General features: G+C 71.1%; 12 protein-coding genes. 5 read left to right on the forward strand and 7 right to left on the reverse strand.

Annotated features, from left to right (window positions below; genetic code table 11):
* Window positions 1-147: 147 nt before the first annotated feature.
* Window positions 148-699 carry an EF-hand domain-containing protein gene (locus ACWC5O_RS25900; RefSeq protein ID WP_450589403.1) on the reverse strand — a complete coding sequence of 184 codons (552 nt, stop codon included), beginning with the start codon at window positions 697-699 and terminating at the stop codon, window positions 148-150.
* A 262-nt stretch (window positions 700-961) separates the two neighbouring features.
* Window positions 962-1,135 (reverse strand): hypothetical protein, encoded by a 174-nt coding sequence (locus ACWC5O_RS25905; protein WP_450589404.1) that lies wholly within the window; start codon window positions 1,133-1,135, stop codon window positions 962-964.
* 376 nt (window positions 1,136-1,511) lie between these two features.
* On the opposite strand from ACWC5O_RS25905, the gene rlmN reads away from it, so the two are divergent.
* The 5 genes from rlmN (at window position 1,512) to ACWC5O_RS25930 (ending at window position 7,397) form a co-directional block, all read left to right on the forward strand.
* Window positions 1,512-2,618 (forward strand): 23S rRNA (adenine(2503)-C(2))-methyltransferase RlmN, encoded by a 1,107-nt coding sequence (gene rlmN, locus ACWC5O_RS25910; protein WP_450589405.1) that lies wholly within the window; start codon window positions 1,512-1,514, stop codon window positions 2,616-2,618.
* Window positions 2,619-2,835: 217 nt separating this feature from the next.
* Entirely contained in the window at window positions 2,836-3,909 is a 1,074-nt protein-coding gene (locus tag ACWC5O_RS25915; protein ID WP_450589407.1) for a thiamine ABC transporter substrate-binding protein, read from the forward strand.
* A gap of 41 nt (window positions 3,910-3,950) precedes the next feature.
* Window positions 3,951-5,552, forward strand: coding sequence for an ABC transporter permease (locus ACWC5O_RS25920; RefSeq protein WP_450589409.1), 1,602 nt, complete (start codon window positions 3,951-3,953; stop codon window positions 5,550-5,552).
* Window positions 5,552-6,574 (forward strand): ABC transporter ATP-binding protein, encoded by a 1,023-nt coding sequence (locus tag ACWC5O_RS25925; protein WP_450589411.1) that lies wholly within the window; start codon window positions 5,552-5,554, stop codon window positions 6,572-6,574. Before ACWC5O_RS25920 ends, ACWC5O_RS25925 begins: the two co-directional genes overlap by 1 nt.
* Before the next feature lie 25 nt (window positions 6,575-6,599).
* Complete coding sequence (locus tag ACWC5O_RS25930) at window positions 6,600-7,397, forward strand: maleylpyruvate isomerase family mycothiol-dependent enzyme (RefSeq protein WP_450589413.1); 798 nt, start codon at window positions 6,600-6,602, stop codon at window positions 7,395-7,397.
* A 131-nt stretch (window positions 7,398-7,528) separates the two neighbouring features.
* On the opposite strand, the gene ACWC5O_RS25935 is transcribed toward ACWC5O_RS25930, so the two are convergent.
* The 5 genes from ACWC5O_RS25935 to ACWC5O_RS25955 form a co-directional block, all read right to left on the reverse strand.
* Window positions 7,529-8,197 (reverse strand): LAETG motif-containing sortase-dependent surface protein, encoded by a 669-nt coding sequence (locus tag ACWC5O_RS25935; RefSeq protein ID WP_450589415.1) that lies wholly within the window; start codon window positions 8,195-8,197, stop codon window positions 7,529-7,531.
* 161 nt (window positions 8,198-8,358) lie between these two features.
* Window positions 8,359-9,483 carry an LOG family protein gene (locus ACWC5O_RS25940; protein ID WP_450589417.1) on the reverse strand — a complete coding sequence of 375 codons (1,125 nt, stop codon included), beginning with the start codon at window positions 9,481-9,483 and terminating at the stop codon, window positions 8,359-8,361.
* A 37-nt stretch (window positions 9,484-9,520) separates the two neighbouring features.
* On the reverse strand, window positions 9,521-9,928 hold the full coding sequence (locus ACWC5O_RS25945) for a VOC family protein (RefSeq protein ID WP_450589419.1): 408 nt from the start codon (window positions 9,926-9,928) through the stop codon (window positions 9,521-9,523).
* A 149-nt stretch (window positions 9,929-10,077) separates the two neighbouring features.
* Window positions 10,078-11,445 carry a hypothetical protein gene (locus ACWC5O_RS25950; RefSeq protein ID WP_450589420.1) on the reverse strand — a complete coding sequence of 456 codons (1,368 nt, stop codon included), beginning with the start codon at window positions 11,443-11,445 and terminating at the stop codon, window positions 10,078-10,080.
* Window positions 11,427-12,167: an ABC transporter ATP-binding protein gene (locus tag ACWC5O_RS25955; protein ID WP_450589422.1), complete on the reverse strand. Its 741-nt coding sequence runs from the start codon at window positions 12,165-12,167 to the stop codon at window positions 11,427-11,429. The genes ACWC5O_RS25950 and ACWC5O_RS25955 overlap by 19 nt, the downstream gene beginning before the upstream one ends.
* Window positions 12,168-12,324 lie beyond the last annotated feature (157 nt).

A 12,324-nucleotide genomic window follows, 5' to 3' on the forward strand; every position in this document is an offset into this window, starting at 1 on the left:
CGGGACATTTTCGAATGTGTGTCTGAAAACAACTCTCACCCCTGCACGGGCACCTCGCAGGCCCCCTGATCGAACGCGGTGCATCCTGCCACGGGGGCGGCACGCCGAACCTGTCATCCAGGCCTGCACCGGACGGAGCGGATGCGGTCAGACCTGACCGAAGAAGAGGCTGCCCGGAGCATTCGGGTCGTTCGAGTAGAAGTACTCGTGTGCCGCCCGGATGAACTCCTGCCGCGAGATGTGGCCGTCTCCGTCGAGGTCCAGCCGGTGGAAGCTCTCGATCGCGTCGGGCTGGGAGACCTTCCAGACCTTCCTCAGGAAGTTCTCGAACTCTTCCTTGCTGACTTCGTTGTCGCCGTCGACGTCCATGCAGTCGAAGATCGCGTGGCCGCAGCCTTCGACGATGTTGAGCCGACTAGTGTCCATGCTCGCGAGACGGTTGGCCTCGATGAAGGCGTCCTTCGAGAGTTTCTGCCCATTCGACGGCGCATGCCGGAGCAGCTCCTGCCAGTACATCTGATAGAAGGCCTGGATTCCGCCGGCCCGGGGATCGTTCTTGCCGAGGTGGAAGACGCTGATGAACCGGTCGACGATCTGCTGGTAGTCCGACCAGTCCACGTAGCCGTCATTGTCGGCATCAATGGTGTCGAACGCACGTTCGATCTTGAGGCGGACGACGTCCGCTGCCGTTGTGGTCATGGCTTCGCCTTTCGTGGGTGGGCTTCATGGGCATCACGCCGGCCACGACCGGCGGTGCGCGGCGTGATGGTTCCCTTACTGAGCGTAGCGTTGAGATCGTCCTACGTCCTGGCGAGATCAGCGGCTGCGGAGCCTCATGCCGACGCCCGCTCCACGCGCAGCGGGGAACGTCGGCTATCACCCTGTGAACACGCAGGTCAGCGTTGCTCCAGGTCAGCGCCCGCCCACATACGCGGTCTTCCAAAAGCCTGCGGTAGCGCGCTCAGCGCTTGAAGGAGCCCCTGGTCTGTTCCTTCGCGCCCCGCATCTTGCCCCGTGCTTCGAGAGCGGCGCCTTTCGCTGCGAGAGTTTCTTTGTGCACCGCGTGGGCCGCCTTCCGCACGGTCTTTCCGACGATCTGTTCGGCCTTTGCCTTGGCCCGTTCTCCGGCGCTCATCTCGGTACCTCCGTGGGGTCCCACCGGCCGTGTGCCCCATGGAACAAGGGGTGAAAACCCTTGTGGGATGTGTTGGTGCGGACGGCTGAGGTCCCACGGGCCCGGCGGGGAGACGCCCGTCGATTCGGCTCCCGGATCCGCTTCCGCCTGAATGATCGCCTCGACGCCTTCGTGGCGGCGGCACGTATCGCCATGGACGGTCTGCTCCGCGTAAGCGGACCGCAACGATGACAGTGGCAGCTCGGTCGGGGCGCGCAGCCCCCTCGGCTGGGCCGTCCCTGGGCCGTCCGACGCCGCTCAGTGACGACTGCTAACGACAGTCGTAGCGACCGACAGCCCCAGGTCACCCAATTGGATCTGCGACACTGGTACAGCCATGCCTAAGCCCGGAGAACTCACTTTCGTAGCCCCGCGCGGAGCCAAGAAGCCGCCGCGGCACCTCGCCGATCTCACGCCCGCCCAGCGCAAGGAGGCGGTGGCCGAGATCGGGGAGAAGCCGTTTCGTGCCAAGCAGCTCTCGCAGCACTACTTCGCGCGGTACGCGCACGACCCCGAGCAGTGGACCGACATCCCGGCCGGTTCGCGGGACAAGCTGCGCGAGGCGCTGTTCCCGGACCTGATGACCGTCGTGCGGCACCTGTCGACCGACCAGGGGACGACCCGCAAGACGCTGTGGCGGCTGTTCGACGGCACGCTCGTTGAGTCGGTGCTGATGCGGTACCCGGACCGGGTGACCATGTGCATCAGCTCGCAGGCCGGGTGTGGGATGAACTGCCCTTTCTGCGCCACCGGGCAGGCGGGGCTCGACCGGAATCTGTCGACCGCCGAGATCGTCCATCAGATCGTGGACGGCATGCGGGCTCTGCGGGACGGTGAAGTGCCCGGCGGGCCTGCGCGGCTTTCCAACATCGTCTTCATGGGCATGGGCGAGCCGCTCGCCAACTACAACCGGGTCGTGGGGGCCGTCCGGGCGCTCACCGATCCCGCGCCGGACGGGCTCGGGCTCTCACAGCGAGGGATCACGGTCTCGACCGTCGGGCTCGTGCCCGCGATCCACCGGTTCGCCGACGAGGGCTTCAAGTGCCGGCTCGCGATCTCCCTGCACGCCCCCGACGACGAGCTGCGCGACACCCTCGTCCCCGTGAACACGCGGTGGAAGGTGCGCGAGGTGCTGGACGCCGGGTTCGAGTACGTCGAGAAGTCCGGGCGCCGGCTGTCGATCGAGTACGCGCTCATCCGCGACATCAACGATCAGGCCTGGCGCGGTGACCGGCTCGGGCGGCTGCTCAAGGGCAAGCCCGTGCACGTGAACCTGATTCCGCTGAACCCGACGCCGGGGTCCAAGTGGACCGCCTCGCGGCCCGAGGACGAGAAGGCGTTCGTCGAGGCGATCGCCGCGCATGGGGTGCCGGTCACCATCCGGGATACGCGGGGACAGGAGATCGACGGGGCGTGTGGTCAGCTCGCGGCCACCGAGCGGTAGTCTGGCTGCGTTCGATTGAGTCTCATCACATCTTCATATTCCGACAGGGGAGCGCCACAGCGCTGAGAGTGCGGCAAGCGGGCCGCAGACCCTCTGAACCTCGCCCAGGTCATTCTGGGTAGGAAGTTCGGTCACCACTCATGCTGTTGCGCCCTGCCCGGGTTCGTCCCCGGGCAGGGCCGCGTTCTTCCTGGCCAACCCCAGGAGGACAACTCACGTGAACACCAAGACCCTCGTGGCCGCGACGGTCGGCCTCGGCCTGCTCACCTTGTCCGCGTGCGGATCGACGGACACCAAGGGCGCCGGGGACTCCAAGACCGTGACCCTGGTCAGCCACAACTCGTGGGCCCTCTCCAAGAGCGTGCAGAAGGACTTCGAGAAGCAGTCCGGGTACAAGCTCGAGGTCCTCGAGGACGGCGACGCCGGGCAGGCCGTCAACAAGGCGATCCTGACCAAGGACAACCCGCAGGGCGACGTCTTCTTCGGCGTCGACAACACCCTGCTGTCCCGGGCCCTCGACAACGGGCTGTTCCAGTCCTACGAGGCGAAGGGCCTCGACGCGGTCGGCGCCTCCTACCAGCTCGACCAGGGCAAGCACCGGGTCACGCCGGTCGACTACGGCGACATCTGCGTCAACTACGACAAGGCCTACTTCAGCGAGCACAAGCTGACCCCGCCGCAGACCTTCGCCGACCTCGCCAAGCCCGAGTACAAGAACCTCCTCGTCACCGAGAACGCGGCCACCTCCTCGCCCGGCCTCGGCTTCCTGCTCGGCAGCGCCGCGCAGTACGGCGACGACAGTTGGCAGGGCTACTGGAAGAAGCTCAAGGCCAACGGCGTCAAGGTCGTCGACGGCTGGGAGCAGGCCTACCGCCAGGAGTTCTCGGGCTCGTCCGAGGGCAAGAAGGCGGGCGGCGACCGGCCGCTCGTGGTGTCGTACGCCTCCTCCCCGCCCGCCGAGGTGATCTACGCCAAGAAGCGGCCCAGCACCGCGCCGACCGGCGTCGCGACCGGCACCTGCTTCCGGCAGATCGAGTTCGCCGGGCTGCTGAGCAACGCGAAGAACACCAAGGGTGCCAAGGCGTTCATCGACTTCCTGCTCTCCAAGGAGTTCCAGCAGGACATGCCGCTGAACATGTTCGTGTACCCGGTGGTGCAGGGCGCCGCGGTGCCCGCCGACTTCACCAAGTACGGGCCGGCCGCCAAGAACCCCGAGACCATGGCCCCCGGCAAGATCGCCGCCAACCGCGACCAGTGGGTCAAGTCGTGGACGTCACTCGTACTGAAGTAGCCCCGGGACGGACGCGCGGGAGCGCGGCGCTGCTGGGGCTCATGGCCCTGCCCGTCGCGTTCTTCGCCGTCTTCTTCGCCTGGCCCGTGGCCGCGATCGTCGCGCGCGGGCTGAAGGTGGACGGCGCCTGGCAGTTCGGGCGGATGGCGGACGTCGTCACCCAGCCCGACATCCGGCACGTACTGTGGTTCACCACCTGGCAGGCGCTCGCCTCCACCGCGCTCACCCTGCTGCTCGCCCTGCCCGCCGCCCATGTCTTCGCCCGCCTGGACTTCCCGGGCAGACAGCTGCTGCGGGCCGTCGTCACGGTCCCCTTCGTGCTGCCGACCGTCGTCGTCGGCACGGCGTTCCTCGCGCTCGTCGGCCGCGGCGGGCTCCTCGACGACCTGTGGGGCGTACGGCTCGACACCACCGTGTGGGCGATCCTGCTGGCGCACGTCTTCTTCAACTACGCGGTCGTCGTCCGCACGGTCGGCGGACTGTGGGCCCAGCTCGACCCCCGGCAGGAGCAGGCCGCCCGGATGCTCGGTGCGTCCGCGCTGCGGGCGTGGCGGAAGGTGACGCTGCCCGCGCTCGCACCCGCCGTGGCCGCCGCCGCGCTCATGGTGTTCCTGTTCACCTTCACCTCCTTCGGCGTGGTCCAGATCCTCGGCGGTCCCACCTTCTCCACCCTCGAAGTGGAGATCTACCGCCAGACCTCCGAGGTCTTCGACCTGTCCACGGCCGCCGTCCTCACCCTCGTCCAGTTCGTCGCGGTGGGCGCGATCCTCGCCGCGCACGCCTGGACGGTACGGCGGCGGGAGACCGCCCTGCGGCTCGTCGACCCGAAGGTGACCGCCAGCCGGCCGCGCGGCGCCGGGCAGTGGGCGCTGCTCGCCGGGGTCCTGGTCACCATCGCCCTGCTGCTGGTCCTGCCGCTCGCCGTGCTCGTGCGGCGCTCCCTCGACGCGCCGGGCCTCGGTTACTACCGGGCGCTGACCGACGCCGACGGCGGCACCTTCCTCGTGGCGCCGCTGCACGCCGTGTGGACCTCGCTCGAGTACGCCGTCGCCGCCACCGCCATCGCCGTGGTGATCGGCGGACTCGCGGCCGCCGCGCTGGCCCGCAGGGACGCCGGACGGCTGGTGCGCGGCTTCGACGCGCTGCTCATGCTGCCGCTCGGCGTCTCCGCCGTGACCGTCGGCTTCGGCTTCCTCATCGCGCTGGACAGGCCTCCGCTGGATCTGAGGCAGTCCTGGATCCTCGTCCCGCTCGCGCAGGCGCTGGTGGGCGCCCCCTTCGTCGTACGGACCATGCTGCCCGTGCTGCGAGCGGTGGACGGACGGCTGCGGGAGGCGGCGGCCGTGCTCGGGGCCTCACCCTGGCGGGTGTGGCGGGAGGTCGACCTGCCGCTGGTGCGACGGGCGCTGCTGATCGCGGCCGGGTTCGCGTTCGCCGTGTCCCTCGGCGAGTTCGGGGCGACCGTGTTCATCGCGCGGCCGGACAACCCGACGCTCCCGGTGGCCGTGGCCCGGCTGCTGAGCCGGCCCGGGGACCTCAACTACGGGCAGGCGATGGCCCTGTCGACGATTCTGATGGTGGTGTGCGCGGCGGCCCTGCTGGTCCTGGAGCGGCTGCGCACCGACCGGACGGGGGAGTTCTGATGCTGCTGAGCCTTGCGGACGCGACCGTGCGCCTCGGCGGGCGGCCCGTGCTCGACGCGGTGGATCTGGACGTCGCCGAGCACGAGGTGGTGTGCGTGCTCGGGCCCAGCGGCAGCGGAAAGTCGACGCTGCTCAGGGCGGTGGCCGGGCTCCAGCCCCTGGACTTCGGCCGGGTGCTGCTCGACGGCCGGGACCAGGCGGGCGTGCCCGCGCACCGGCGGGGCGTCGGCCTGATGTTCCAGGACCACCAGCTCTTCCCGCAGCGGGACGTCGGCGGCAACGTGGCCTTCGGGCTGCGCATGCACGGGGTGCCGAGGGGCGGACGGGACGCCGAGGTCGGGCAGTTGCTGGAGCTGGTCGGGCTGCCGGGCGCCGCCGGGCGGGCCGTCGCCGGGCTGTCCGGCGGCGAGCAGCAGCGCGTGGCCCTCGCCCGGGCGCTCGCGCCCCGGCCCCGGCTGCTCATGCTGGACGAACCCCTGGGGCAGCTCGACCGCTCGCTGCGGGAACGGCTGGTGGTCGAACTCCGGGAGCTCTTCGGCCGGTTGGGCACGACCGTGCTCGCCGTCACCCACGACCAGGGCGAGGCCTTCGCGCTGGCCGACCGGGTGGTGGTGATGCGGGACGGACGGATCGCCCAGTCCGGCACGCCGCTGGAGGTCTGGCAGCGGCCCGCGGACGAGTTCGTGGCCCGCTTCCTCGGCTTCGACAACGTGGTCCCGGCGACCGTCGCCGACACGGCGGCGGACACCCCGTGGGGCAAGCTGCCCGTGCCCGACGCCTCACCCCAGGGCAACCACCCGCTGCTGGTCCGGCCCGCCGGCGTGCGGCTCGTCGCGGCCGACGAGGGTCTGCCGTGCACGGTGACCGCCCGCACCTTCAAGGGCACCCATGTGGCCGTCCACCTCCGGCCCCGGGACGGCGGCCCGCGCCTGGAGGCGGCCTGCGCGCTCCGGGACGCGCCGGAGGCCGGGGCCGAGCTGGGGGTCGCGTTCGACGTAGCCGAAATCGTGGTGCTCGGCTGATCACCCCGCCCCTAGGGTGAGGGGCATGACTTTGCTCGCACATGACCGCTACTGCGATGAAATCGCCCACCAGGTAGGGCAGTTGAGGGCCGTGCTGACCTCCGGCACGGACCTCGCCACCACCGTGCCGACCTGCCCGGACTGGTCGCTGGAGGACCTCGTACGCCATATGGGCGGCGCCCTGCGCTGGGTGGACGCCCTGGTACGCAGCCGGGCGCAGGAGAACATCCCGCAGGAGCGGATCCCGCTCGTCGGCGGACCCGAGGAGCGGGGCGACGCGACGGCCCTGGACAAGTGGCTGGCGGAGACCGGCGAGCTGGTCGTCGAGGCGCTGCGCGAAGCGGGGCCCGACACCACGGTGTGGGCCTGGGCCGGGATCCTCGACTCCGGTTTCTGGGCCCGGCGCATGACGCACGAGATCACCGTGCACCGCGCGGACGCCACGCTCACGGCCGGGCTGCCCTACGAGGTCGCGCCCGACGTCGCCGCCGACGCGCTGGACGAGTGGCTCCAGCTCGTGGAGTGGGTGCAGCGTAACGCGGCGCACCCGGCGGCCGAGGAGCTGCGCGGGCCCGGCCGCAGCATCCACCTGCACGCCACCGACACCGACCCGGCCCTGAACGCCGAGTGGCTCGTCGAGCTGGGCGAGGAGGGCGTGAGCTGGCGCCGAGGCCACGAGAAGGCCACCGTCGCCCTGCGCGGCCCGCTCACCCCGCTCCTGCTCGCCTTCTACCGGCGGCTGCCGCTGGACGCCCCCGGCCTGGAGGTGCTGGGTGAGCGCGAGGTGCTGGAGTTCTGGCTGGAGCGGAGCACCTTCGGCTGAGCGTCGAGTGCTCAGGGTTCAGCGCTGAACACCGACCATCGGACGCGGAGGCCCTGACGCCGGACACGACCGCGGCCCGCCCCCCCGGGGGATACGGGGGGACGGGCCGCGGTGTTGTGCGAAGTGAGGCGTCAGCGGCCGCTGCTCGCCCCGCGGCGGCGCATGCCGAAGTAGACCGCGCCACCGCCGACGACGACCAGGGCGCCCGCGACACCGGCGATCAGTCCGGTGTTGGAGTTGGCACCGGTCTCGGCGAGGTTCGAGTCACCGGCCGCCGGGGACGGCGCGTTGCTCGGCGCGCCCGCCGGGGCGGAACTGCTCTCGGAGGCCGACGGAGTCGGGGTGGAGGTGGACGCCGACGGCTTCGGCGTCGGAGTGGCCGGCGGCGTCGGAGTCTGGGACTCCTCCTTCTTGCAGGACGTGGACGGGGTCAGCAGGTCGGGCTTGATGTCCTCGTCGACCTGGTTGCCGGCCTTGACGTGGATGCGGTAGGTGGCGTTGGGCTTCCACTTCTCCTGGAAGCTCACCGTGGTGCCCGTGGCGGAGCCCTTGATGTCCTGCGGCTCGCCGACCTGCTTCTCGACACCGGCGGCGTTCTTCGAGAAGACGGTGATGGTGGCCGGGGTGCCGGAGGCGTCCTTGTCGGTGACGACGATGACACCCTTGTTGCCGTCGCACTGGGCTTCGGCGGAGAACTCACTGATGTTGCAGGCGAGTGCCTGGCCGGCGACCCCGAGGGCCAGCGCGGCGGAGGCGGAGGCAACACCCAGGATGCGCACGGAACGGCGGGTTATGGACAACGTTTGTCCTTTACAGAGTGCAGAACTGCGGGGGGCTGAGGGGGAGATGGGACGACGGACGAGGTGATGCCCCAGCACCCCCAGGAGGCTCACAGGTTTATAAGCGCTCCATAAGAGTGTCAATGCATATGCCTGCGGCGGCCGTTGGCTTTGCCTGCTTATTAACTGCAGAGACGTTTCAACACCTCAGGAGCCTGCTCGATCCGGTCAACGAGGGCGATACGGGACTCCATCGACCGCCCCCGGGCCAGCGACCGCAGCAGCGGCCAGGCCGGCAGCTCCCGCGTCCAGTGCTCCTCGTTCACGAGCACCATGGGCGTGGGCTCGCCCCGCGACTCGTAGTAGTTCGGCGTCGCGTTGTCGAAGATCTCCTGTACGGTGCCGGCGGCGCCCGGCAGGAAGACCACCCCGGCGGTGGAGCGGGCCAGCAGGCCGTCCTCGCGGGTGGCGTTGGCGAAGTACTTGGCTATGTGCGCGGCAAAGGCGTTCGGCGGCTCGTGGCCGTAGAACCAGGTGGGGATGCCAACCGACTCCCGGCCCCCGGGCCAGCGTTCGCGCACCTCGAAGGCGGCCCGCGCCCAGTCGGTGACGGACGGCCGGAACGAGGGTGCCTTGGCGAGGAGTCGCAGCGCGTCCTCCAGCATGCCGTCGGCGAAGGGGGCGGCGTACGCGCCGAGGTTGGCCGCCTCCATCGCGCCGGGTCCGCCGCCGGTGGCGACCGTGAACCCGGCGCGTGCCAGCTCCCGGCCCAGCCGGGCTGCTCCGGCGAAGGCGGCCGTGCCGCGGGCCATCGCGTGGCCGCCCATGACGCCCACCACCCGGGCGCCGGCGAGGAGTTCGTCCAGGGCGTCGGAGACGGCGTCGTCGTGGATCGCGCGCAGCATGGAGGCGAAGACGTCACCGTCGGCCTTGGTGCGCTGGAACCAGGCGTAGGCCCGCGCGTCCGGCGTCGCCTCGTAGCCCTCCTCCAGCGACTCGAACAACTCGTCGGGCGAGTAGGCGAAGCCGCGGTACGGGTCGAAGGGGAGCCCCGGGAGCGGAGGGAACACCAGGGCGCCGGACGACCGGACGTGGGCGGCCGCCTCGGGGTCCATCGGGCAGCCGAGGAAGACGGCGCCCGTGGTGTCGAGGGCGAGCAGAGTCTTCGTACGGCCCGTCAGATCGATTGCCTGGACGCGATAGTGGGCCAGTGAGCCGCGCTCGGCGACGATCTCGTCGAACTCGGCCAGGGACTCGATCTCGCGGTCGTGGGAGCCGTCGAGCGGCTGGGCGGGTGTCGGATGCACCCGCCCACTCTAGGCACGTCTGTGCCAACCGACCGGGTCAGCCCTGAACCGCCGCCGGGTCCATCCACACGACCTCCCAGGTGTGGCCGTCGAGGTCGTCGAAGGCGCGGCCGTACATGAAGCCGTGGTCCTGCGTCTCGCCGCTGGGCTTCCCGCCCGCCGCGATCGCCCTGTCCACCAGCTCGTCGACCTTCTCGCGGCTCTCTGCGCTCAGACACACCAGCACCTCGCTGGACGTCGTCGAGTCGACGATCTCCTTCTTCGTGAAGGTGGCGTAGTGCTGCTTGCTGAGCAGCATCGCGACGATCGTGTCGCTGATCACGACGCAGGCGCAGTCGTCGGAGCTGAACTGGGGGTTGATCGTGTAGCCGAGCGCGGTGAAGAACTTCTTCGACGCCTCGACGTCGGCGGTGGCCAGGTTCACGAAGATCATCTGCTGGTACATGGGGTCTCTCCCTCGGGTCCGTGCGCTTGGTGCCGTTCGCTGGGTTGGACGCCGGACCGCCGCGGAACTCATCGGCGGCCGGAGATTTTTCTCGGAGATTTTTCGGGAGACCCTCTCGTACGACTCTCGGAGACCTTCTCGTACGACGCTCAGCGGGCCATCGGCAGCGCCGCCAGGTTGGCGATCACCAGGGTGAGCGGGGCGAACACGGCGAGCAGGGCGCCCGTGCGGAGGGCGGCGGCGCTGCGCAGCATCGTGGCGGGGGCGCCGAGGCGCAGCAGGGCGGCGGTGGTGTCGGCGCGGCGCTGGCGGGCCTCGGTGGCCGCCGTCAGCAGGGTCGCCACCGTGCTGCCGGTGACCACGAGCGCGCCGAGGGTGGTGAGGGGCCCGAAGGAGGGGGCGGGCCCGTCGTAGAGGACGGTCAGGGCGTAGGTGGCGGACGCCACCGCGCACACCACGCCCAGGGGGCGGCCGATCCGGGTGGCCTCCGCCATCAGGACCCGGCCGGCCAGCAGCCTGAGGGCGCCCGGACGCACGGACTGGAGGACGCGCCCGCACAGGTGGGTGAGGCCAGGGGCGGCGAGGACGAGCCCGAGGGCGGTCAGGACCCAGCCGACCAGCACGGTGAAGGCATCGACGGGCAGGTCGGTGAGGTCGGGGGCGGGAGTGGTGCGGCCGGCGTAGGCCTGCACGGCGAGGCCCGCGGCGACGGTGGCGATGCCCCAGGGGAGGCCGACGGGGGCTTCGCGGGACGGCGGGAGGGCGGTGGGGGTGCCGGCCGGGTCGGTGTCCTGCTCCGGCGCCTCGGAGCCGGTGACCACGGGATGGGTGGTCTCGGGCGGAGCCTGCGGAGCGGTCTCCTCCTTCCCGGCGGCGGCACGCGACCCCGCGGAGGTACGCAGCCGTGCCCCGAACCTCCCGTACGCCCCGAACGTGTCCCGCTGCGCCGAGTGGCCGTACGCACCGAAGCGGCCGAAGGCGCGGGTGGCCTTGGCGGGTTGGCGCGGGTCCCTGGGGCGCAGGGCGACGGCCACCGTCGTCGAGGCCAGCAGCGGGACCAGGGTCAGCAGGGTCAGGGCCGCCGGCAGCGGGAGGGGCTGGTCCGCGGCCAGGAACTGGGTCGCCGCGCCGTCGAAGGGCATGCCCGTCAGATCGCCGCGCAGGTGCAGGAAGACCAGCAGCGCCAGCAGCGAGCCCAAGGTGGCGGACAGGGCTGTCGTCAGCGCCGAGATCGCCATCAGGCGGGCCGGTCCCAGGCCCACGGCCGACAGGCCCTGTGGGGGTCTGGTGCCGGGGTCCGTGCGGGCCACCGCGAGTGCGAAGTACACGGTGGCGGCGAGCGGGACCAGGCACCAGGCCAGGCGCAGCACGGCCGCGCCCGGGGTCTGCGGGTGGCCCAGCGCGTAACCCAGGGAACCGAGCAGGAGGAAGCCGGTGCCCCCCGAGGCGGCGGCCACCAGCAGGCGACGCAGCTGGACGGCGGGCCGGGCCGCGCGGGTCAGGCGGAGAGCGAGCACGCGGCCCGGCCTTCCGTCTCCGGGGCGTCCGGCAGGTGCACGGTCCTCACGCGCCGCCCGTCCAGCAGGGAGACCGCGCGATCGGCGAGGGCCGCGGAGTCGGGGTCGTACGTGGCCAGCACGACGGTGATGCCGTGCGAGCGGGCAGCCGTGGTGAGCGTGCGCAGCACATGGGCGCGGTCGGCGCGGTGCAGCGGGGCCGTCGGCTCGTCCGCGAAGAGGATCGTGGGCCCGGGGGCGAGCGCGCGGGCGACGCAGACGCGCTGGCGCTCCGGCTGCTGCAGCTCGTGCGGGCGTCTGCGGGCCCGGTCGCCGACGTCCAGTCGCTCCAGCCACTCCAGCGCGGCCACCTTGGCCCGGCGGCGGCTGATGCCGCGCAGCATCAGCGGGAGGGCGGCGTTCTCCCAGACGTTCAGCTCCGGTACCAGCACGGGGGCCGGGTCGATCCATCCGAAGCGGTCGCGGCGCAGCCGCTCACGGGCCGTCGGCCCCAGCGTGTGCATGGGCACGCTGTTGAACCAGACCTCGCCCTGCTGCGCCCGGACCAGACCGGACAGGCACCTGAGGAGCGTGGTCTTGCCGCTGCCGCGCGGGCCGCTGACGGCGAGGATCTCGCCCTGCCGCACCTCCAGCGAGACACCGGCCAGGCCGGGCGAGCCGTCGCGGTGCCTGAAGTGCAGGGAGCGTGCCCACAGCACGTCGTTGTCCGGCGGGGCCTCCATGGGCGTACACCTCGGTTCTGATCCGTTGTTCCCTTGCTCCGTCCCCCGTGCGGGGGAACGAAGGCTGGGCCGATCGGTCACTGGAACGCTAGGCAGGCGGTACCGGCAGGCCGGACAGCACACGGCCCCGGGCCGCCGTTCTCACTCGAACGGACGG

The sequence above is a fragment of the Streptomyces sp. NPDC001450 genome (assembly GCF_053597295.1).

What these genes read in the sequence shown, in the direction of transcription:
- ACWC5O_RS25920 (WP_450589409.1), top strand. Translation starts at nt 3,951, where the DNA reads ATGGCCCTGCCCGTCGCGTTCTTCGCCGTCTTCTTCGCCTGGCCCGTG.
- ACWC5O_RS25925 (WP_450589411.1), top strand. Translation starts at nt 5,552, where the DNA reads ATGCTGCTGAGCCTTGCGGACGCGACCGTGCGCCTCGGCGGGCGGCCC.
- ACWC5O_RS25955 (WP_450589422.1), bottom strand. Translation starts at nt 12,167, where the DNA reads ATGGAGGCCCCGCCGGACAACGACGTGCTGTGGGCACGCTCCCTGCAC.
- ACWC5O_RS25945 (WP_450589419.1), bottom strand. Translation starts at nt 9,928, where the DNA reads ATGTACCAGCAGATGATCTTCGTGAACCTGGCCACCGCCGACGTCGAG.
- rlmN (WP_450589405.1), top strand. Translation starts at nt 1,512, where the DNA reads ATGCCTAAGCCCGGAGAACTCACTTTCGTAGCCCCGCGCGGAGCCAAG.
- ACWC5O_RS25900 (WP_450589403.1), bottom strand. Translation starts at nt 699, where the DNA reads ATGACCACAACGGCAGCGGACGTCGTCCGCCTCAAGATCGAACGTGCG.
- ACWC5O_RS25905 (WP_450589404.1), bottom strand. Translation starts at nt 1,135, where the DNA reads ATGAGCGCCGGAGAACGGGCCAAGGCAAAGGCCGAACAGATCGTCGGA.
- ACWC5O_RS25930 (WP_450589413.1), top strand. Translation starts at nt 6,600, where the DNA reads ATGACTTTGCTCGCACATGACCGCTACTGCGATGAAATCGCCCACCAG.